At 61.9% G+C, this 21,093-nt stretch carries 19 protein-coding genes and 1 riboswitch; of the genes, 5 read left to right on the top strand and 14 right to left on the bottom strand.

The annotated features are described in order from the left end of the window. Window positions 1-7 precede the first annotated feature (7 nt). The 6 genes from uca to EIY72_RS00765 form a co-directional block, all read right to left on the bottom strand. Entirely contained in the window at window positions 8-3,709 is a 3,702-nt protein-coding gene (uca, locus tag EIY72_RS00790; RefSeq protein ID WP_093225662.1) for an urea carboxylase, read from the bottom strand. Window positions 3,710-3,995: 286 nt separating this feature from the next. Beyond that, window positions 3,996-4,637 carry an urea amidolyase associated protein UAAP2 gene (locus EIY72_RS00785; RefSeq protein WP_093225659.1) on the bottom strand — a complete coding sequence of 214 codons (642 nt, stop codon included), beginning with the start codon at window positions 4,635-4,637 and terminating at the stop codon, window positions 3,996-3,998. An 11-nt stretch (window positions 4,638-4,648) separates the two neighbouring features. Beyond that, window positions 4,649-5,374 carry an urea amidolyase associated protein UAAP1 gene (locus tag EIY72_RS00780; protein ID WP_093225656.1) on the bottom strand — a complete coding sequence of 242 codons (726 nt, stop codon included), beginning with the start codon at window positions 5,372-5,374 and terminating at the stop codon, window positions 4,649-4,651. A gap of 13 nt (window positions 5,375-5,387) precedes the next feature. After that, window positions 5,388-6,176 carry an ABC transporter ATP-binding protein gene (locus EIY72_RS00775; protein WP_093225653.1) on the bottom strand — a complete coding sequence of 263 codons (789 nt, stop codon included), beginning with the start codon at window positions 6,174-6,176 and terminating at the stop codon, window positions 5,388-5,390. Beyond that, window positions 6,173-6,988 (bottom strand): ABC transporter permease, encoded by an 816-nt coding sequence (locus tag EIY72_RS00770; protein ID WP_093225650.1) that lies wholly within the window; start codon window positions 6,986-6,988, stop codon window positions 6,173-6,175. The genes EIY72_RS00775 and EIY72_RS00770 overlap by 4 nt, the downstream gene beginning before the upstream one ends. Before the next feature lie 14 nt (window positions 6,989-7,002). Next, window positions 7,003-8,070 (bottom strand): putative urea ABC transporter substrate-binding protein, encoded by a 1,068-nt coding sequence (locus EIY72_RS00765; protein ID WP_093225648.1) that lies wholly within the window; start codon window positions 8,068-8,070, stop codon window positions 7,003-7,005. 62 nt (window positions 8,071-8,132) lie between these two features. Continuing rightward, window positions 8,133-8,233: riboswitch (guanidine-I (ykkC/yxkD leader) on the bottom strand. A 285-nt stretch (window positions 8,234-8,518) separates the two neighbouring features. On the opposite strand from EIY72_RS00765, the gene EIY72_RS00760 reads away from it, so the two are divergent. Beyond that, a complete protein-coding gene (locus tag EIY72_RS00760) occupies window positions 8,519-8,794 on the top strand; it encodes a hypothetical protein (RefSeq protein ID WP_093225645.1) in 276 nt (91 codons plus the stop codon). 166 nt (window positions 8,795-8,960) lie between these two features. Then, window positions 8,961-9,410 carry a hypothetical protein gene (locus tag EIY72_RS00755; RefSeq protein WP_093225642.1) on the top strand — a complete coding sequence of 150 codons (450 nt, stop codon included), beginning with the start codon at window positions 8,961-8,963 and terminating at the stop codon, window positions 9,408-9,410. Window positions 9,411-9,476: 66 nt separating this feature from the next. On the opposite strand, the gene EIY72_RS00750 is transcribed toward EIY72_RS00755, so the two are convergent. Then, a complete protein-coding gene (locus tag EIY72_RS00750; protein ID WP_093225640.1) occupies window positions 9,477-10,589 on the bottom strand; it encodes an enoyl-CoA hydratase/isomerase family protein in 1,113 nt (370 codons plus the stop codon). 132 nt (window positions 10,590-10,721) lie between these two features. Between EIY72_RS00750 and ung the strand changes: the two genes are divergently transcribed. After that, entirely contained in the window at window positions 10,722-11,414 is a 693-nt protein-coding gene (ung, locus tag EIY72_RS00745; RefSeq protein ID WP_093230699.1) for a uracil-DNA glycosylase, read from the top strand. A gap of 63 nt (window positions 11,415-11,477) precedes the next feature. Here ung and EIY72_RS00740 read toward each other — a convergent pair whose 3' ends face one another. From EIY72_RS00740 to EIY72_RS00720, 5 genes are read right to left on the bottom strand one after another with little or no spacing between them, the layout of a single operon-like run. Next, window positions 11,478-12,518: an AbrB family transcriptional regulator gene (locus EIY72_RS00740; protein WP_093225637.1), complete on the bottom strand. Its 1,041-nt coding sequence runs from the start codon at window positions 12,516-12,518 to the stop codon at window positions 11,478-11,480. Beyond that, the gene (locus EIY72_RS00735) at window positions 12,511-14,025 is read right to left on the bottom strand and encodes a tripartite tricarboxylate transporter permease (protein ID WP_093225634.1); all 1,515 of its coding nucleotides are present in this window, start codon (window positions 14,023-14,025) and stop codon (window positions 12,511-12,513) included. The genes EIY72_RS00740 and EIY72_RS00735 overlap by 8 nt, the downstream gene beginning before the upstream one ends. 1 nt (window position 14,026) lies before the next feature. After that, complete coding sequence (locus tag EIY72_RS00730; protein WP_093225631.1) at window positions 14,027-14,491, bottom strand: tripartite tricarboxylate transporter TctB family protein; 465 nt, start codon at window positions 14,489-14,491, stop codon at window positions 14,027-14,029. A 60-nt stretch (window positions 14,492-14,551) separates the two neighbouring features. Beyond that, a complete protein-coding gene (locus tag EIY72_RS00725) occupies window positions 14,552-15,541 on the bottom strand; it encodes a Bug family tripartite tricarboxylate transporter substrate binding protein (protein WP_093225628.1) in 990 nt (329 codons plus the stop codon). Window positions 15,542-15,591: 50 nt separating this feature from the next. Further along, entirely contained in the window at window positions 15,592-16,884 is a 1,293-nt protein-coding gene (locus EIY72_RS00720) for an OprD family porin (RefSeq protein WP_093225625.1), read from the bottom strand. 239 nt (window positions 16,885-17,123) lie between these two features. Here EIY72_RS00720 and EIY72_RS00715 point away from each other — a divergent pair, with 239 nt between their 5' ends. Both EIY72_RS00715 and EIY72_RS00710 read left to right on the top strand, forming a co-directional pair. After that, a complete protein-coding gene (locus tag EIY72_RS00715) occupies window positions 17,124-17,795 on the top strand; it encodes a response regulator (RefSeq protein ID WP_093225619.1) in 672 nt (223 codons plus the stop codon). Further along, window positions 17,788-19,176 (top strand): sensor histidine kinase, encoded by a 1,389-nt coding sequence (locus EIY72_RS00710; protein WP_093225616.1) that lies wholly within the window; start codon window positions 17,788-17,790, stop codon window positions 19,174-19,176. Before EIY72_RS00715 ends, EIY72_RS00710 begins: the two co-directional genes overlap by 8 nt. 90 nt (window positions 19,177-19,266) lie before the next feature. On the opposite strand, the gene EIY72_RS00705 is transcribed toward EIY72_RS00710, so the two are convergent. Together EIY72_RS00705 and ygfZ are read right to left on the bottom strand one after the other, a co-directional pair. Next, window positions 19,267-20,088 (bottom strand): HDOD domain-containing protein, encoded by an 822-nt coding sequence (locus tag EIY72_RS00705; protein ID WP_093225613.1) that lies wholly within the window; start codon window positions 20,086-20,088, stop codon window positions 19,267-19,269. A gap of 34 nt (window positions 20,089-20,122) precedes the next feature. After that, window positions 20,123-21,064, bottom strand: a complete 942-nt coding sequence (gene ygfZ / locus EIY72_RS00700) for a CAF17-like 4Fe-4S cluster assembly/insertion protein YgfZ (protein ID WP_093225610.1) — start codon at window positions 21,062-21,064, stop codon at window positions 20,123-20,125. Window positions 21,065-21,093: the final 29 nt, after the last annotated feature.

Below are 21,093 nucleotides of genomic sequence, written 5' to 3'. Positions count from 1 at the left end.
AAAGAGTTCAGTCGAGTTCCAGCACCACGACGCGCTGTCCGGCACGCACCGCCGAACCGGGTTGCACGCGGATCTCGCGCACCACGCCGGCCATCGGCGCGAGCAGGGGAATTTCCATCTTCATCGACTCGAGGATCACCAGCACTTCACCGGCCTCGACACGGCGACCGCGCTCGACTTGTACTTGCCAGAGGTTGCCGGCGATGTGGCTGTCGACACTCAACTGACCGTCCCCCAGCGCAGTGTCTTCGCTGACCGGCAAGGTCGGTTCTTCACTGTCGAAATGAGCCTGGCCGCTGGCGATCCAGCGTTCACGTTCAGCGTTGAACGCGCCTTGCTGTTGTGAACGGAACGCCGCGATGGTCTCGGCTTCCTTGTGCAAAAACGCCTGATAGTCGGCGAGGTTCAACTGACTGTGCTCGATGTTCAGATCGAAGCGCCCCAGCGGGAAGTCGCGACGGATGCGCAGCAGTTCGTCGGCACTGACCGGGTAGAAGCGGATCTGGTCGAAAAAGCGCAGCAGCCAGGGTTTGCCATCGAACGCGGCGACTTCGCGATAGCGGTTCCACATCTGCAAGGTGCGCCCGACAAACTGATAGCCGCCGGGGCCCTCCATGCCGTACACGCACATGTAGGCGCCGCCGATGCCCACCGAGTTTTCCGCGGTCCAGGTGCGCGCCGGGTTGTACTTGGTGGTCACCAGGCGATGACGCGGATCCAGCGGAGTGGCGACCGGGGCACCGAGGTAGACGTCGCCCAGGCCCATGACCAGGTAGCTGGCGTCGAACACTGTGCGCTGCACTTCGTCGAGGTTGGGCAGGTCGTTGATACGGCGAATGAACTCCAGGTTGCTCGGGCACCACGGTGCGTCCTTGCGCACGGTGGTCATGTATTTTTCGATGGCCAGCTGACACGCCGGGTCGTCCCAGGACAGCGGCAAGTGGACGATGCGCGACGGCACTTGCAGGTCTTTGGCGGCGCACACGGCGTCCCATTCGCCGGCGACGATACCGAGCAGGTCGTTCAGCGGCAGTTGTTCTGGCTGGTAGTGGACTTGCAGCGAGCGAATGCCGGGCGTCAGGTCGATGACGCCGTGCAGTTGCTTGCTTTCCAGTGCTTGCATCAGGGCGTGGGCACGGAAGCGCAGGACCAGGTCGAGTTCTGGGGCGCCGATTTCGAGCAGAAGATGGGTGTCGCCGGACAGGCGTGCAACCAGCCGCGTATCGTCCTGACCGATATCCAGTACTACAGGCGACACAAGCCCCTGTAAAATTTCATCCTTTGTGGCGAGCGAGCTTGCTCGCGTTGGGACGCGAAGCGGCCCCGATACCTGTAATCCGGTCACTTCAGAATGATCGAGCTCCACGGTTTGCGAGTGCTGCGCACTCGAACGGGAGCAAGCTCCCTCGCCACAAAAGGCCTGTGCTGCCAGGAGGCGGGCAGTCTTGAGGTCGACGGGCTGGAACTGCACCTTGTCCCCGGCCTTGAGTTGCCCCAGCTGCCACAGGTCCGCTTCGATCACCGTCACCGGGCAGACGAAGCCGCCGAGGCTTGGGCCATCGGGGCCGAGGATCACCGGCATGTCGCCGGTAAAGTCCACGGCGCCGATCGCGTAGGGATTGTCGTGGATGTTCGACGGATGCAACCCGGCCTCACCACCATCGGCACGTACCCACTGCGGTTTCGGGCCGATCAGACGCACGCCGGTGCGGCTGGAGTTGAAATGCACTTCCCACTGGGTGGCGAAGAAGGTGTCGATGTAGTTTGGCGTGAAGTATTCCGGCGCGCCGTGGGGGCCATAGATCACACGGATCTGGCGCACGTCCGGCAGCTCGGTGACCCGTTCCACGTCCAGTTGTTGACCGCTACTGCGATCGCTCAGGGCCCGTACGTGCAGCACATCACCGGCACGCAAGGCGCGACCACTATGGCCGCCGAACTGGCCGAGGGTGAAGGTGCTTTTGCTGCCCAGGTAGTCCGGCACTTGCAGGCCACCGCGCAGGCACAGGTAGCTGCGTGCGCCTGCACCGGCGATGGTGCCCAGGCTCAAGGTCGCGCCCGCCGTCACCGCGAGCGCGGTGTTCATCGGCACGTTTTCGCCATTAAGCAACACGGGAATCACCGCGCCGGTCACCGCCACCACCGCATCGCAATTGAAGCGCAGCAGCGGTCCGCTCATGGTGATTTCCAGTGCCGCCGTGCCTTCCTCATTGCCCAGCAGGCGATTGCCCAGGCGCAACGCGCGGCTGTCCATCGGCCCTGACGGCGGCACGCCGACCGCCCAATAGCCGAGACGGCCGGGGTAGTCCTGAACACTGGTTTGCGTGCCGGCGCTGATCACTTCGAAGGTGTTGGCCTGATATACCAGACCTTCCAGGCAACGGGTCCACGGCTGGCCGCTGGCAAAAGGGGTATCGAGCAGAATCTGCCGCAGGTACTCACGGTTGGTTTCCACGCCGTAGAGCAGGCTGTCGCCCAAGGCCCGATGCAGATCAGCCGCTGCTTCTTCGCGGCTGGGCGCCCAGGTGATGACCTTGGCGATCATCGGGTCGAAATAGGGCGGAATCTCGCAACCGGCCTCGACCCAGGTGTCGATGCGCAGTTGAATGCCATTGGCCGGTGGGAACTCCACGGCGGTGAGCAACCCCGGGCTCGGTTGAAAATCCCGTCCCGGATCTTCGGCATAAAGACGCGCCTGAATCGCGTGGCCTTCTGGTTTCAGCTGTTGACTTAATTCGTCCAGCGGCGGCAGGTCACCGGCCGCCAATTGCACCATCCAGCGCACCAGATCGACGCCCCAGACTTGCTCGGTCACGCCGTGCTCGACCTGCAGACGGGTGTTCACTTCGAGAAAATAGAAGCGCCGGTCTTCGCTGTCGAAGACGAACTCCACGGTGCCGGCACTGCGGTAATTCACCGCTTTGGCCAGCTTGATCGCGGCCGCGCACAACTCGTTGGCCATGCCCTCCGGCAAGTTCGGTGCCGGGGTTTCTTCGAGGACTTTCTGGTTGCGGCGCTGCACCGAACAGTCGCGTACGCCGAGGGCAATCACCTCGCCACGACCATCCCCGAACACCTGCACCTCCAGATGCCGGGCGCGCTGGATGTACTTCTCGATGAACACCCCGGCGTCGCTGAAGTTGTTCTGGCCGAGGCGTTTCACCGCTTCGAATGATTCGCTCAGTTCAACAGCGTTCCAGCACACGCGCATACCGATACCACCACCGCCGGCGGTGCTTTTGAGCATGACCGGGTAGCCAACCTGTTCACCTGCTGTAAGTGCCGCGTCGAGGCTGTCGAGCAGCTCGGTGCCTTCCAGCATCGGTACGCCCTGTTCTTTGGCCAGGGCGCGGGCGGTGTGCTTGAGACCGAACACCCGCAGTTGTTCGGGGGTCGGGCCGATGAAGGCGATGCCTGCGGCTTCGCAGGACTCGGCGAAGGCGGCGTTTTCCGAGAGAAAACCGTAACCGGGATGGATCGCAGTCACGCCGCAGGCTTGGGCGATAGTGAGGATTTTATCCACCGCCAGATAGGTACCGGCTGCAGCACCTTCGCCCAGGCAATGGGCTTCATCGGCCTGCTGAATGTGCAGGCTGGCGGCGTCGGCTTGCGAGTAAACCGCGACGCCCTGCACATGCAGTTCGCGCAAGGTGCGCAGGATGCGACAGGCGATGGCGCCACGGTTGGCAATCAGGACTTTTTCGAACATGGCATAACCCCTGGAGGGGATGCGGGCCGTCCCGCAGTTTTTCTTGATGCACCCGGGCCGTCCCGGATGAAGAATCGGATTTCTCAAACGCCGCTGCCCCTGTAGGAGCGAGCATGCTCGCGATGGTCGTGAACGATGACGCGTAAAACAGACGCCCAGCGGCGCCTGAGGGTTCTTCGCGAGCAGGCTCGCTCCTACAGGGGACGATGGTGTTCGAGCGATTTGAGGCACTGCCCCGAACGGGCCTGGCACAGGGCAAACAACCAGCGGCGCAACCGCGAAAACTTCAGTTCCATACCAGCAACTCCGCAGGAGTCGGGTTGTAGGCGTTGCACGGGTTGTTCAGTTGCGGGCAGTTGGAAATCAGCACGATCACGTCCATCTCGGCGCGCAGGTCGACGTATTTGCCGGGCGCGGAGATTCCGTCTTCGAAGGTCAGGCCACCGTCTGCGGTGACCGGTACGTTCATGAAGAAATTGATGTTCGGCCCGATGTCGCCCTTGCCCAATCGGCCGTCATGCACACAGGCGCGCAGGTAGTTGTCGCGGCAACTGTGCATGTGGCGCTTTTCCAGGGCGTAGCGCACGGTGTTGCTCTCCTGGGCGCAGGCGCCGCCGAGGGTGTCGTGACGCCCGCAGGTGTCGGCGACGATGGTCAGCATGGCGTTGCCGAGGTTGGAATACAGCACGCTGCCGGTGCTCAGGTACACGCTGTTCTGCCGGCGCAGGGTGCGCTGCACGTCATAGCGTTCCTTCGGATTGGCAAGGCTGTAGAACAAGGTGTCGACCGCTTGATTGCCTTCGAGGTCGAGGATGCGCAGGGTCTGGCCGGCCTTGACCTCCATCAGCCAGGGTTCACCGGCGGGAATGGTGGCGCGGTAGACCGCTGTTTCAGGCTGTTTTTGAACGGTAGCGATGGCGAGTGACATGGCAGCGATCCTCAGGCGAACAGACGGTCGGTGTTGATGAAACCGCGCTCGTTTTCCGGGCGCGAAGTGCGGCAGTGTTCGGCGATGCTGGCGTCGGCGTTCATCCAGCTCAGCTTCAAGGGTTTTGGTGCGTAATCGGGTGCAGGGTCCATCGGATGCTGCAAAGCGGTGAGCACCACCAGGGTGTCCATCGGCGCGTACAGCTCGATGTAGTCGCCGGCTTTGGAGTTGCCTTCGACGAAATGAAAACGTCCGTCCGCGTCGACGTTCACGCGGCTGAACAGGTTGAGGGTCATCAGCAGGTCGGACAGGCCCAGCCCCCACTTGCCCAGTTCAACCAGCAGGTTGTCGGTGCCGTTGCGGAAGAAGCCGTTGCGCAGTTCCTGATAGCGACCGCTGCCGTACTTTTGCGCGACTTCTTCGGCGCAGAGCACGCCGCCGAGGCTGTCGCTCCAACCGCAGGTGTCGGCGGTGATCGCGGCCAGCACGCGGCCCATGTCCGAGTACAGGCAATGGCCGGCGGTGAGCTTGGCGGTGTGTTGGCACTTGAGGCTGTCGGGCAGGTTCAGGCGTTCGGTTTTTTCATTGGCATTGAGCAGCGTCAGGCTGACATTGGCGCCGCCGCGCAGGTCGGTCAGGCGCAGCAATTGGCCGCGCTTCAAGACGAAAGAACGATGGCCGCCGCCGGGGAGCATTTCTTCGGCGAAGGGCGGGAACAGTCGGGTCGAATCAGTCATCGGAAAAATCCTCTCAAGCGGTGCGAAGTTCACCTGCCAGGTGCACTGGCAGGGCGTCGACGGCGGCGCGGGTCACGCGGCGGTCGCTGTTCAAAGGGATGTCGTAGGTGATGCGGGCGCCATAGGCGCCGGGAGCGTGCGGATCGACGCGAACCTTGTCGAACACCAGCAGGCGGGTGCCGAGGCTGAAGCCTTCGGACAGGTCGTGAGTGACCATGAACACGGTCAGTCGGGTCTCGCGCCACAGCTCCAGCAGCAAGTGGTGCATGTCCTTGCGGATGCCCGGATCGAGAGCACCGAAGGGTTCGTCGAGCAGCAGCACGCGGGGCTTCATGATCAACGCCTGGGCGATGGCCAGGCGTTGTTGCATGCCGCCGGACAGTTGCGCCGGGAACTTGTCCAGTGAGTGGCCGAGGCCCACCTTGTGTAGCAACAGCGACGCCTGTTCGCGGGCCTCGCGTTTGGCGCTGCCGAACAGGCGTCCCAGCAAGGGCGAACGTGGCAGCTCGAGGCCGAGGGCGACGTTGTCCAGCACGCTCAAATGCGGGAACACTGAGTAGCGCTGAAACACCACGCCACGACTGGCATCCGGTTCGCCGGCCAGCGCTTGACCGTCGAGCAGGATCTCGCCGCGACTGGCTTTTTCCTGGCCCAGCAACAGGCGCAGGAAAGTCGACTTGCCACAACCGGAAGCGCCGACCAGCGTGCAGAACTCACCTTCGTTGATGTTCAGGTTCAGGCCTTCGAGCACCACCTGGTCAGCGTATTGCTGCCAGACGTTTTTCACCGTGATGAAACTCATTTGGCGGCCCCCTCATACCAGGGGAAGGCGCGGCGAGTGAGGGCCTTCAATCCCCAATCCATCAGCCAGGCGAGCAGGGTGATCCACACCACGTAGGGCAGGATCACGTCCATCGCCAGGTAGCGACGCACCAGGAAAATCCGGTAACCGAGGCCGTCGGTGAAAGCAATGGCCTCGGCAGCAATCAGGAACAACCACGCCGAGCCGAGCATCAGGCGCAGCGAGATCAGTAAGCGCGGCAGCAGTTGCGGCAGCACCACCCGCAGCATCAGGGTCCAGGTCGAGGCGCCGAGGGTCTGGGCCTTGATCAGCAACTCCACGGGAATCTCTCGGGCGCGCTGTTCCAGATCGCGGGCCAGTGCGGGGGTGATGCCAATGACGATCAGCATCACCTTCGACAACTCGCCCAAGCCAAAGACGATGAACAGGATGGGCAGGATCGCCAGCGGCGGCACCATCGACAGCACGGTCAGCAACGGTGACAACGGCGCACCGAACAGCGGCAGGGTGCCTGCGGCGATGCCCAGGCACAGCCCGGCCAGGGCGCTGATGCCAAGGCCGATGGCCAGGCGGCGCAGGCTGGAGGCGCTGTCCTGCCACAACACGTAGTCACCGGTACGGCTGTCGGCAACGAAGGCCAGGCGTTTGACCGCGTCACTCATCTGCACGGCGCTGGGCAGCAGCTTGTCGTTGGGGTTGTCCGCCAGTCGATCGGCCGAGCCGAGGAAGTAGGCGAACAGCACCAATGCAAACGGCAGGATCACCAGCAACAGGCGACTCGATCGGTCAGGGTGAAGATTGATCAGGCGCATGGCCGTTCTCCTGATTACAGCTTGGCGTCGGCGGCCATCTGCACGTAGCTCGGGTCGAAGCGCAGCTTGAGATTGCCCTTGTCGCCGCTGGTCACGCCATTGGCGAAGGCCATGCCGACCGCGCTGGTGTCCTTGGCGCCTTCGCCGAGCAGGCCGTGCTGGAAGGAAAACTCGGCGACCTTGCGCATGGTCTCCGGCAGTTGCTTGCTGGTGCTGAACGCCAGGGCTTCTTTGGGCGTGGCGAACAATTTGGTGGTGTCCAGTTGCGCCTGGAACCCGGCGAGGTCAGTGCCCGAAGCCTTGGCCATGTGTTCCAGCGCGGCTTTGCTCGTGGCGTTTTTCGCGTTCATCAATTCGACCACTTCGAACCAGGCGCCGGTCAGCGCTTTGCCGAGGGCCGGGTTGTCCTTGAGGGTCTGGGAGTTGACCACCATCATGTCCATGATTTCGCCGGGGATCTGGCTGGAGTCGAACACTTCAGTCACCGCGGGCTTGGCCTTGATGTCCGAGAGCATCGGGTTCCAGGTGGTGACGGCGTTGACCTGTTCGGTGTTGAAGGCGGCCGAGATATCGGCGTCGGAGGTGTTGACCACTTTCAGGTCTTTCTCGGTGAGGTCCGCCGAATCCAGGGCGCGGGCCAGCAGGTAGTGGGACACCGACAGCTCGACCAGATTGACGTCCATGCCCTTGAGGTCGGCGACGGTCTTGCCTTCGCCCTTAAGCACGATGCCGTCATTGCCGTTGGAAAAGTCGCTGACGATCAGCGCGGTGCTGTCGACGCCGCCGGCTGCAGGGATGGTCAGCGCATCCATGTTGGTCATGGTGCAGCCGTCGAACTGGCCGGCGGTGTACTGGTTGATCGATTCGACGTAGTCGTTGAGCTGCACCACATCGATCTTGATGCCGTACTTTTTCGCCCATTTGTCGACGATGCCCTGGCTGCCGGCGTACTCCCACGGCATCCAGCCGGCGTAGATAGTCCAGCACACGCTGAAGTGGTCTTTTTGGGCGGCCTGGGCAGAGAAGCTCACGAAGGCTGCGAAAGCGGCGGCGAGCAGGGCGGGTATGCGAAGCTGGGACATGGTGGTTCTCCAGTTGATCAAGGGCGGACAGGAAGGCAACGCGGCACCGCTGACGGTGGCTTGTCTCCCGGGCTTTTGTCCCGCCGTGTAACCTCAACTGGAGGTCGCCAACTCTCGGACCAGACACTCGCCTTGGCGAGCCGGAACCCTAGTCAGCCATTTTCAGATTGTGGTGCCGCGAACCTTTGGTGACTCCTGCACGGGGTTGCTAAAGCGAGAGGCGTGCCAGGTTTGGCCGAGGCTTCTGGTTCGCGGGCTGGAAGGGGGAGGGTGCTGATTCGGGCTGCCAGTGTTGCCTTGAGATGGTGCGGGGGCGCACCGCAATGGGACGTATCAGCCCGCTGATCCGACGCAAGGTGGATGATTGCACTCGGCAAGGATTCGGCAGTCAAATGGAGTGTCAGCCGGTCTGTGCCGACTGCTGTCACAGGTCTTTACGGAGGCCGTCATGCTGCGTCGATTGTTGCTCGGTTCGTTACTCGGTCTTGGGCTGTCCGGCTGTTACTACTACGATGGCCCCGCCGACGTCTACGCCACGCCTTACTACTACTCCCCAGGCTACTCCTACGGTTACTACTCGCCTTTCTACTATGGCTATTACGGCTACTACGGCCCGCGTTATTACGGTGGCTATCGCTACCGCTACTACGCTCATCCTTACTACCACGGTGGCTATTACGGTGGGGGATATCACGGCGGTGGATACCATGGCGGCCACCACTAATCAGCGCATGAATGGATGAAAAAGCTTTCATCGACGACATGTTTCAAGTTGTTACGGGATCGCACCAGATGCCGAAATCGATGTCTGATTCTTCGACAGTCATCAATATTTGACTGTTGCCTGCCAGCGTCGCTGGTGCGGCCCGCTCGCGGTCCAGGAGGCCGCCATGCTCAGTCGAAAGAAACTCTGTCAAATGCTGTTGATTGCTGTGTCGGGATTATCCCTGGGGGCCTGCGTGCCTTATTCCGATGGAGGAGACGGTTACTACAGCTCCGAGGTCTACACCTCACCTGCACCGGCCTATTACGCCGGGGGCAGTTCCTATTATTCCAATGGCGGCGGTTACTACACACCACCACCTCGTTACTACGCTCCCCCGGCGCGCTACTACAAGCCGACGCCGCGTTATTACTACCAGCCACGGGTCTATCAACCGGCGGCCCGGTATTACCAGCCAGGCCCTCGTTATTATCAATCGTCACGCGGTGATTACCGCGGGCATCAGAATCAGGATTGGAACGGCGGTAACCGCGGCGGGTGGGGCGACCGCGATCATGACGGACGAGATCATCGAGGCGGGCATGGTGATCACGACGGACGAGGCGGGCACCGCTGATTCTCTTGAGCTAAACGCAAAACAGTGGGAGCTGGCTGGCTAGCTACCACTGTTTTTGTCCGAACTTTAGTACTCGGACAGATCCGCCAACGGATGCCGACCTTCCCACGCCTTTTGAAAGTGCGCCTCCACCACTGCATCCGGCACATGGTTGATGTCCGGCCAATGCCAGTGGGGTTTTTGATCCTTGTCGATCAAGCGCGCCCGCACGCCTTCACTGAACTCGGGATGGCGACAGCAGTTGAGGCTCAGTGTGTATTCCATCTGAAAGACCTGCGCCAGCGACAGGTGCCGTGCGCGGGTGATCTGCTCCCAGACCAGGTGCGCGGTGAGCGGTGAACCTTCGCACATGGTCTTGGCCGCGCGGCTGAGCAGCGGATCGGCATGATCGCGCAGTGCGCTGATGGCTTTCCAGGCACAGCGCACATCGCTGACGTCGAGCCACTCGTCGATATGCCGACGTCGGGGCAGCCACTGCGCTTCGGGCATCTGCTCGGCCGCTTCCTGTTGCAGGGCCTTGAGCAGGCTGTTGAGCTGCATCGGTGTTTGTTCCTGCCAGTTCAGCTGCAGCAGGCCTTCGATCAGTTTGGGTTGCTGATCTTCGAGCAGGAAGCGGTCAGCCAGGTCCAGATCGATCGCATCGCGAGCGTTCATGTGCGCACCGGTCAAGCCGAGAAACAAACCCAGCTTGCCGGGCAGTCGCGAGAGAAACCAGCTGCCACCCACGTCCGGGTACAGGCCGATGCTGATCTCCGGCATCGCCAGACGGCTGCTCGGTGTAACGATGCGAATGCTTGCACCCTGTAATAACCCCATGCCGCCGCCGAGCACGTAACCGTGGCCCCAGCAGATCAAGGGTTTGGGGTAGGTGTGCAGGTTGAAATCCAGACGATATTCCGCCGCAAAGAATTGCGCGGCCAGTGGCGGCACCTCGCCAGGGTGCGCGCGACAGGCTTCTACCAGGCTGCGCACCTCGCCACCGGCGCAAAAAGCCTTGGGCCCATTACCCCGCAACAGCACGCAGACGATTTGCGGGTCCTTGGCCCAGGCGTCCATGCGGTCGCGCAGGGCGTTGATCATCGGCAGGGACAGCGCGTTGAGCGACTTTTCAGCGTCCAGGCTGGCGATGCCGATTCGGGCGCCGTCAGTACCGGTGAGTTCTTCGAAGTGCAGATTCATCGTGACCTCGATCGGGAATTTGAGGGATAAGTATGATCGCTGTGTGGGAAAGTGCCGGATCTGCGTCAGATCAATTGACAAGCGAGGTAGGCTTTCCTAGGGTTCGCCCCATTGTTTTTGCCGGGTATGACCATGACTGCTGACGACCGTATCAAACTCGAACCGAGCTGGAAGGAGGCACTGCGTGCTGAGTTCGACCAGCCTTACATGGCAGAGTTGCGAAATTTCCTGCAACAGGAGCGGGCGGCCGGCAAGGAGATCTATCCGCCAGGGCCGATGATTTTCAACGCGCTCAACTCCACGCCGCTGGATAAGGTCAAAGTGGTGATTCTCGGCCAGGATCCGTATCACGGTCCGGGCCAGGCCCACGGCCTGTGCTTCTCGGTGCAACCGGGTGTGCCGGCGCCGCCGTCGTTGGTGAACATCTACAAGGAATTGAAGCGCGACCTGAACATCGACATCCCCAACCACGGCTATTTGCAGAGCTGGGCGGATCAGGGCGTGCTGATGCTCAACACCACCATGACCGTGGAGCGCGCCAACGCCAATGCGCACAAGGACAAGGGCTGGCAGTTTTTCACCGATCGGATCATTGAGGTGGTCAGCCAGCAGCAACCGCACCTGGTGTTCATGCTGTGGGGCGCCCATGCCCAGAGCAAACAGAAACTGATCGATGCGACCAAGCACCTGGTGCTGACCTCCGTACACCCGTCACCGCTGTCGGCTTATCGCGGTTTTCTGGGGTGTGGGCACTTCAGCCGGAGCAACAAGTTTCTCGAACAGAATGGCGAGACGCCGATCGAGTGGCGGTTGCCGCCGCTTTAAAAGCATCGTCGGAACGCTGCCCGGCACCGGGCGGCATTCCGATGATGAAATTGACGCGGTTTTTCAATCTGAATCTGGATCCCGGTTCCAGTACTTGAACAACGGCTCCGCCAGAAACAGCACAAACAACAATCGCATCACCTGCATCGCCGTGACCAGCGGCACCGACAGTTGCAGGGTCTCTGCCGTCAGGCTCATTTCGGCAATGCCGCCGGGCATCATGCCCAAGGTCAACGAACGCAAATCCAGCTGGGTCAGCGCACTCAAGCCCAAGGCCGCGCCGGTGGCAATCAACATGGTCAGCGCGGTACCGATCAAGGTCCGCCCCATGAAAGACGGCGCGCGGCGGAAGAACTGCCGGTTGAAGTGACAGCCCAATCCGCTGCCGATCAACCACTGACCGATCTGGCTGCCGCCGTCGGGCAAACCGATGTGCAGATCCCAGCTGATGCTCGCCACGGCACTGACCAACAAAGGGCCGAACAACCAGGGGTTGGGTTGCCGCAAACGCTGCCAGAGCCAGGCGAGCAGGGCGCCCGCGGGAAACAGGATGGCCAACCAGCGCCAATCGACGCTGCCTGCGTGGCTGATGGGTGTGCCGTCGCCCAGCAGGTATTTGAAAGCCGCCGGAACACAGAGCACCACCACCAACACCCGCAAACTTTGCCCCGCCGCGACACGGCTGAGCACCGCGCCGTTGCGCGCGCCGAGGTTGACCATCTCGCCGGAGCCGCCGGGCATGCTGGAGAAAAACGCGGTGGCCCGGTCTTCACCGGTGCGCCGCATCAGCCAGACGCCGACCACGGCGGACAGGCTGGTGACCAGGGCACCAAAGAAGATCAGGCCGAAATGACTGAGCACCTGCTCCATCACCACCGGGGTGAAGTGCAGGCCGATACCGATGCCGACGATCCACTGGCCGCACTTGCGGCCGCCAGGGATTTCAGCCAGTTGCCAAGGGGTGAGGCAACGCACGAGGATGATCGCCAGCAACGAGCCGACCATCCACGGCAAAGGCCAGCCGATCTGGCTGGCGACATAGCCACCCAGCAGACCGACCAGCGGGGTTCCCCACCAGGTTTTCAGGGAAGAACGATCAAGCATCGGCAATCGCACGGCGGGCGACAGCGCGTTTGCGCCAGATACGCAGCAGCGGTACCAGGAGCATGATCGCGCTGAGGATCCAGCAGCCCATTGTGATCGGACTCGACCAGAGGATCTCCAGTGCACCGTTGGAAATCGACAGCGCGCGACGCAGGTTCTGCTCCATCAAACCGCCGAGGATGAAGCCCAGCAGAATCGGCGACAGCGGGAAGTCCAGCTTGCGCAGGATGTAGCCGAAGATGCCGATGCCGATCATCAGGAACAGGTCGAAGGTGGTCGCGTGCACGGCATACACGCCGATTGCGGTGATGATCGCGATCACCGGCACCAGCGCCCAGTTCGGCACGGCGAGGATGCGCGTGAAAATGCGGATCATCGGGATGTTGAGGATCACCAGCATGAAGTTGGCGATGAACAACGAGGCGATCAGGCCCCAGACGATGTCGGGTTGCTGTTGGAACAACAACGGGCCCGGGGTGATGTTGTACAGCGACAGCGCGCCGATCATCACCGCCGTGGTGCCCGAACCCGGTACGCCAAGGGTCAGCATCGGCACCATTGCACCGCAAGCCGCTGCGCCGATGGCGGTTTCCGGTGCCGCCAGGCCTCGTTTGTCACCCTTGCCGAATTCACTGTTGGGACCGGCGATGCGCTTCTCGGTCATGTAGGCCACGGCACTGGCCAATGTCGCGCCGGCACCGGGCAGGACGCCCATGATGAAGCCCAGGACACCGCAACGCAGGTTGACGATGAACACCGAGGACGCTTCCTTGAAATTGAACAGCATGCGCCCGGTGGCCTTCACTGCCTCCTGGCCATGGTGGGTCTTTTCCAGCAACAGCAGGATTTCGCTGATGGAGAACAGGCCCAGCACCAGCACCACGAACTGGATGCCATCGGTGAGGTGGATGTTGTCGCCGGTGAAGCGATAGACGCCACTGTTGGCATCGATGCCGACGCAGGCCAGGAACAAGCCGATCAGGGCCGAGATGAAGGTTTTCAGTGGTTTGTCGCCGGCCATGCCGCCCAGGCAGATGATCGCGAAGACCATCAGCACGAAGTATTCCGCCGGGCCGAAGGCGATCGCCCATTTCGCCAGCAGCGGGGCGAACAGCACCATGCCGCAGATGGCGATGAACGCGCCGATGAATGAACTCCAGGCCGACAGGGACAGCGCCACGCCGGCCAGGCCTTTGCGGGCCATCGGATAGCCATCGAGGGTGGTCATGACGGTGGAGGCTTCGCCGGGGATGTTCAGCAGGATCGAGCTGATTCGACCGCCGTATTCACAGCCCAGGTACACCGCCGCCAACAGGATCAGGGCCGACTCCGGTGGCAGGCCGAGGGCGAATGCAATCGGGATCAGCAACGCCACGCCGTTGATCGGTCCCAGGCCGGGCAACAGGCCGACCACGGTGCCGATCAGGGTGCCGCTCAAGGCAGTGACCAGGTTGTACGGTGTCAGTGCGACGCCGAAGCCCTGGCCAAGGTAGCTAAGGGTATCCATATCAGTTCTCCAGAACGTCGAGCAGGCCCAACGGCAGTGGTACGTCCATTACACGGTCGAACAAACCGTACAGTCCGAGGCTCATCAGGCTGATGATCAGCAGGCTGGGCAACCAGCGGCCGCCGTACAGACGGGCCATCGGCACGCCGATGAGGATGCTGGAAACGATGAAGCCCAGGGATTCGAACGTGCCGGCGAACACCACCAGCAAGGCAATACAAAGGCCGATCTTGGTCAGGGTTTCACGGTCCAGCGGCGGTTCGTCTTCGCTGTGCACGATGGGCGTAGGACGGAACGACAGGTAGAGCAAGGCAACGCCCATCAATGCCAGCAACAGCAAGGGAAAGGCTCGCGGGCCGACGGGTTCATAGGAAAAGGGCGCCTGGTACGGCCAGGCCATCAAGGCCAGGCCCACACAGGCCAGCAGCAGCGTGACTGCAAAGATTCGTTGCAAGAGTACGACCATGACAAGCTCCTGGGTCATGCCCCCGATGCGCGAGGGCATGACCTTGAGATACCGAGACGATTACTGAATCAGGCCGAACTCTTTGGCCAGCATCTTGTAGTCGGCGACCTGCTTCTTCACGTAGGTGTCCAGTTCAGGCCCGGTCATGGCGAACGGGAACAGCTCGCGCTGGTCGCGCAGCTTGGCGAAGTCTTCGGAGGCCAGCAGCTTGTCGAAGGCGTTTTTCCACCAGGCGTATTCGGCATCGCTGACCTTTGGCCCGAGGTAGAAGCCGCGCACCACCGGCCAGACGATGTCGTAACCTTGCTCCTTGGCGGTCGGGATGCCTTTCATTTCCGGCTCGTCCAGACGCTCGTTGGCGAACACCGCCAGCAGGCGCATGTCACCGCTCTGGATGTGTGGCATGGAGTCCGAGATGTCGGTGCTGCCGACCTGGATGTGCCCGCCGAGCAGGGCGGTGGCGATTTCACCGCCGCCTTCGAGGGCCACATAACGCAGGTCACGGGGGTTGATCCCGGCAGCCTTGGCGATCAATGCGGTTTGCATCCAGTCCTGGCTGCCGACGGTGCCGCCGGAACCGATCACCACTTTGCTCGGGTCTTTCTTCAGTGCCTGGACCAGGTCGTCGAGGGTCTTGTAGGGCGAATCACTTTTCACCGCGATGGCGCCGTAGCTGGTGCCGACGGCCGCCAGCCAGCGCACGTTGCTTTCATCGAAGCGACCGAACTTGCCTTGGGCCAGGTTCAACAGCGAACCGCTGGACCAGGCCACCAGCGTGCCGGCATCGGCCGGGCGCTGTGCGACCACCGCGTTGTACGCCACCGCGCCGACGCCGCCGGGCATGTAGGTCACGCGCATCGGTTTGCTCAGCAGTTTTTCGTTGACCAGCGCGCTCTGCGCCAGTTTGCAGGTCAGGTCGAAGCCACCGCCAGGAGAGGCCGGGGCGATGCATTCAGGGCGCTTCGGTTCGCCAGCTTCGTCGGCCAGCAAGGGGCCGGTGAACAGCAGGCAGCTGACGGCCAGGGCAATTTTACGCAGTGATAAGTCCATTTTCGTCTCCAGAGGAATTGTTGTTGTGTGCAGGAGTTCGGGGTTGACCACTACCAGAGCGCAACGCTGTAGCTCACCAGCAGACGGACTTCATCGGCGTCGCGAGCGGAGTAGTTGGAGCGGTAGGTGGCATTGCGCAGGCGCACGGCGACGTCCTTGAGTGCGCCGCTTTGTACTACATATTTGATCTCGGTGTTGCGTTCCCACTCTTTGCCTTCGTCGCCGTTCTTGAGCTTGATGTTGTCGCCGCTCAGGTAACGGCTCATGAATGTCAGGCCGGGAACCCCGAGCGTGACGAAGTCGAAGTCGTAGCGAGCTTGCCAGGAGCGTTCTTCGGCGCCGGCAAAGTCGTTGATCTGCACAAAGTTCACCAGGTACGGATCGGTACCGTCGACATAGGGGAACGCACTGTCACCGGACATGTGCTGGTAACCCGCGCTGAACTTGTGTCCGCTCAAGGCGTAGCTCACCAGGCCGTTGAGCGACTTGTTGTCGATCTTGCCACCGCGGGCCGCGCCCTGGTCGTCACTGAGGGCAAAGCGCAGGTCGGTGGCGAAGGTCCCCGGGCCGAACTTTTGCGAGGCGACCATGCCGATGAAGTGCTGGTTGTAGACTTCATCGAGCTGCGCGAAGTGATAGCTGCCGGTGATCTTGTCGGTGAACTTGTAGTCCAGGCCGCCAAAATCGAAGTGCTTGCCGGCCACGGTACCGGCGAAGCGGCTGTTCTTGTTGTTGAGGGCAATGTCCTCGAAATCGGTGCTGTCGCGATCCTTGGCCTTGTCCAGCCGGCCGCCGGTGAACGTCAGGTTCTTGATCTCCTTGGAGGTCAGCAAGCCACCTTCGAACGTCTGCGGCAGGATGCGTCCGTCGTTGGGCTTGAGGATGGGCAGCTCGGGGATCAGGCTGCCGATTTTCAGTTCGGTCGCGGAAATCTTCACCTTGCCGGTCAGGCCGAGCTTGGAGTATTCGTCCGCTGCTCGCCCGTCGTCGTGGGTCGGCAGCAGGCCTGAGCCGGTGCGGTCCGGGCTCGAATCGAGCTTGACCCCCAGCATGCCCAGCGCATCGACACCAAAGCCCACGGTGCCATCGGTGTATCCCGACTCCAGATTGAGCATGAAGCCCTGGGCCCATTCGTCACGCTTGGATTGCTGGGCGCTGGTGCCGTCGCGAAAGTCGCGGTTGAAGTACATGTTGCGGGTTTCGAATGTGGCCGAACTGTCTTCGATGAAATCGGCCTGACTCAACGGCGAAAAACCGGCAAGCGCGGCGGCACTGGCCAGTGCGGTGGAGCTGAGACGAGAAGGGCGGGCAGGCGCGACGGCCTTGGGCTGCATGAGCTGCATAGGGTGACTGACTCCATTTATTGTTCTTATTTGTCGAAAACGCTTCGAGGCGTTTTTCGCTGCGCTATGTGGCAATAGCGACGGCAGTCGAAACTGTCCGTGGCAGGACTCTAACGGGCTAACCTTTCGGTAACCTTTCAGTTGGCTTTTCGCGTTTTCCGGGCTTCACAGCGGCGACGGCGGCTGTACACTCCGCGCCAAAGAATGGTGTCGACCATCCCTGAACGAGGTAAAAAACCATGCGTGTCCTGCTCGTCGAAGACCATCTGCAGCTCGCTGAAAGCGTCGCTCAGGCGCTCAAGAGCACCGGCCTGACCGTGGATGTGCTGCACGACGGCGTGGCCGCCGACCTGGCGCTGGGCAGTGAGGAATACGCCGTGGCGATTCTCGATGTCGGCTTGCCGCGCATGGATGGTTTTGAAGTGCTGGCACGCCTGCGGGCGCGGGGCAAGAACCTGCCGGTGCTGATGCTGACCGCGCGCAGCGACGTCAAGGATCGGGTCCATGGCCTGAACCTCGGCGCCGACGATTACCTGGCCAAACCCTTCGAGCTGACCGAGCTCGAAGCCCGGGTCAAAGCCCTGTTGCGGCGCAGCGTGCTGGGTGGCGAACGGGTGCAGCGCTGCGGCGTGTTGGCCTACGATCTGGAAACCCGCCGGTTTACCCTCGGCGACGAATTGCTGACCCTGACCTCCCGTGAGCAGGCGGTACTCGAAGCCCTGATAGCCCGCCCCGGACGGGTGATGAGCAAGGAGCAACTGGCTTCCCAGGTGTTCGGTCTCGACGAAGAAGCCAGCCCTGACGCGATCGAAATTTACGTGCACCGCCTGCGCAAGAAACTCGATGGTCACGCAGTCGCCATCGTGACCTTCCGTGGCCTCGGTTATTTGCTGGAAAGCCGTGATGCATAAGCCCAGCAGCCTGCGCTGGCGGCTGTTGCTGAACCTGGCGCTGCTGCTGGTGGTGTTGATGCTGGCCAGTGGCTTGAGCGCCTACTGGAACGGCCGGGAAGCTGCCGACACCGCCTATGACCGGACCTTGCTGGCCTCGGCGCGGACCATCGCGGCAGGGGTTTCCCAGCGCGATGGCACCCTGAGTGCGGACGTGCCCTATGTGGCCCTCGATACCTTCGCCTATGACAGCGCCGGGCGGATTTTCTACCTGGTCAATGACATTCATCAGAAGCTGATTTCCGGCTACGAAAACCTGCCTGCACCACCGCCTGGCACGCCGCGCACGGATGACTATCCCGCCTTGGCGCGGTTCTACGACGCTCAGTATCGCGGGCAGAATGTACGGGTGGTGAGCCTGCTCAAGCCGGTGAGCGAGCCGAACATGAACGGCATGGCGGAGATCCGTGTGGCGGAAACGGATGAAGCCCGAGTGGCCATGGCTCGCAGCCTGGCTGCAGACACTTTGTTGCGCCTGGGCATGTTGTCGATCGGTGCGTTGATGCTGGTGTGGTTTGCCGTCAGTGCGGCGCTGCGTCCGTTGGAGCGCTTGCGCAACGCGGTGGAAGAGCGGCAGCCGGACGACCTGCGGGCCTTGCCGTTGGTGGAAGTGCAGCGCGAACTCTGGCCGCTGGTGCGCGCGCTCAACCACTTTACCGAGCGACTGCGCGGGCAGTTTGAACGCCAGGCGCAGTTCATCGCCGATGCCGCCCATGAGTTGCGCACGCCGTTGGCGGCGCTGAAGGCCCGACTGGAGCTGGGTCTTCGTTCAAGCGAGCCGCACACCTGGCGGGAAACCCTGGAGATGACCGCGCAGGGCACCGATCGCCTGACCCACCTGGCCAATCAGCTGTTGTCGCTGGCGCGGGTGGAAAACGGCGCCCGGGCCATTGCCGAGGGTGGCGCGCAGTTGCTGGACTTGAGTCAACTGGCGCGGGAGCTGGGCATGGCCATGGCGCCGCTGGCGCACAAGCGTGGCATTGCCCTGGCACTGGAGGCTGACGAGCCTGTCTGGTTACGCGGTGAGCCGACGCTGCTGAACGAATTGCTGAGCAATCTGGTGGATAACGCACTGGCCCACACGCCAGCCGGTGGCAATGTGATTCTGCGGGTCACTGCACCCGCCGTGCTGGAAGTGGAGGATGATGGTCCGGGCATTCCCGCCGAGGAGCGTAATCGGGTGTTCGAACGTTTTTACCGGCGCAATCAACAGGTGGCCGGTTCTGGCCTCGGCCTGGCGATTGTTGGTGAAATCTGTCGCGCCCACCTGGCCGTGATCACCCTGCACGACGGCGAGCAGCGAGGGTTGAAGGTGCGGGTGAGTTTTATCGCGGGTGAGTGATTCAGCACCTGTAGCGAGACTCCTGTGGCGAGGGAGCTTGCTCCCGTTGGGCTGCGAAGCAGGCCCCGACAACCTTTCGCGTCACAGTATTCAATAAAACATCGTGCGGTTTTCTTCCAGGTCGGCGCACAACGCCTTGTCATCGAAATCGATGCCCAGCGTCTTGAAGGCCGGAACGTTCAGGGCGTCGATGCGAGCGAGCGGGTGATCGGTATCCTGCAAGCAATAAAGGCTCGCCACCTGCACCAGATCGACATAGTCGACCTGGGCGGATTGGCGCTTGAAATTGAGGTACAGCTTGGGTACCTGCACCAGCATGTCGGGAAAATCCCAGACCTGCAGCAGTTTTTCGCCAATCAGCGGATGGATTCGGTCGATCACGTGGTTGAGGCTGACCGGGTCTGACAGCAGTTCGTAGTGATCTTCGGCATACGTCAGGATCGGCAGCACGCCGATCTGATGCACCAACCCACCGAGGGCGGCCTGGTCCGGCTTGAGGCGAGTGTAACGACGGCAGAGTGCGTAGCTGACGCCGGCGATTTCCAGGCTTTTGCGCCAGACCTCGCGCATTTTCTGTTCAACCACGTCGGAGCGGGCATGGAAAATCTGCTCCATGACCAGGCCGATGGCCAGGTTGCAGCTGTAGTTGATGCCCAGGCGCGTGATCGCGGTGTGCAGATCGGTCACTTCCTGGGTTGCACGCAACAGGGGGCTGTTGACCACTTTGATCAGGCGAGCCGATAGCGCGGTGTCGCGGCCGATCACTTTGCTCAGATTGCTGACACTGACTTCCGGGTTTTCCGCGGCCTTGCGAATTTGCAGGGCCACTTCCGGAAGTGTTGGCAGAACCAGGTCATCGTTATTGATGGCCTCAACCAAATCCTGTTGGACCTTTTCCGCCAGCTCGCTCATTTCATCTCTCTAGGTGTTGCGCCAGGTACTGCCGTTATTGCTGGATTTCGCGGTCACGGTCCAGTTCATAAGGCAAGTCGAGCAGTTGAAGGGATGGCCCCTCAAGTGCGCCCAGGTGGATGTCGCCACTGTCGGCGGCTTCGGCTTGCAACACGGCCAGGAGTTCAACGTGCTGCCCGGCGTCGGCGGCCAGTACCACTTCACCGATGGAGCTGTTGTGGGTCGGGGAAAACAGCGCGGTGCCCGGTTCAGGCATTTCACCGGCCGTCAGTTGCAGGCGGTACAAACGACGCTTGAGTTTGCCCAGGTACTGCATGCGCGCAACGATTTCCTGGCCGGTGTAGCAGCCCTTCTTGAAACTGACGCCACCGATCGCTTGCAGATTGAGCATCTGCGGGATGAACAGCTCGCGGGTTTGCGCCATGACCTGGCCGATGCCGGCGCGCACTTGTCCGAGCAGCCATTGATTAAGCTGGCCTTCGGTCAGTGCGCCCGCCAGTTTGCCTTTGATCGCGTCCGCTTGATCGGCGGCCACCCACAGCTCGGCCCGTTCCGGCGAAACCCGAATGGCGATCAAGCCGTCATTGCGCACGACGCTGTCGGTATCTGCCGGCAGTTGCAGGCCAAGGCCGGCCAGCGCAGCGTCGCCGTGATCGAGGCCGAAACGTACCCAGGCGGCACTTTCATCGGTCAATTTCGATTTGGAGAACACCGCGTACTTTTTCAGGTCCGCCAGCTGCGGCTCCAGCAATTCGCTGGCCATGGCTATGAGCACACCGTCGCCCTCGAGCAGGATGCGGAAACTCGATTGCATCCGGCCTTTCTGCGTGCAACGGGCACCGAGGCTGGCCCGGCTTTCGCTCAGGTAATTGAGGTTGCAGGTCAACTGGCCTTGCAGGAATTTGCTGGCGTCCGCGCCGCGGACCGCGAGAACACCTTCGTGAGACAGGGTGCAGAAAAAAGCAGAATCGGCCATGGTTCATCGCAGGGTAAAGAGTCTGGTGG

The organism is Pseudomonas vancouverensis (genome assembly GCF_004348895.1).
In the GTDB taxonomy this organism is placed as follows: Bacteria; Pseudomonadota; Gammaproteobacteria; order Pseudomonadales; family Pseudomonadaceae; genus Aquipseudomonas; species Aquipseudomonas vancouverensis.
This window is presented reverse-complemented; position numbering and strand designations above follow the sequence as displayed.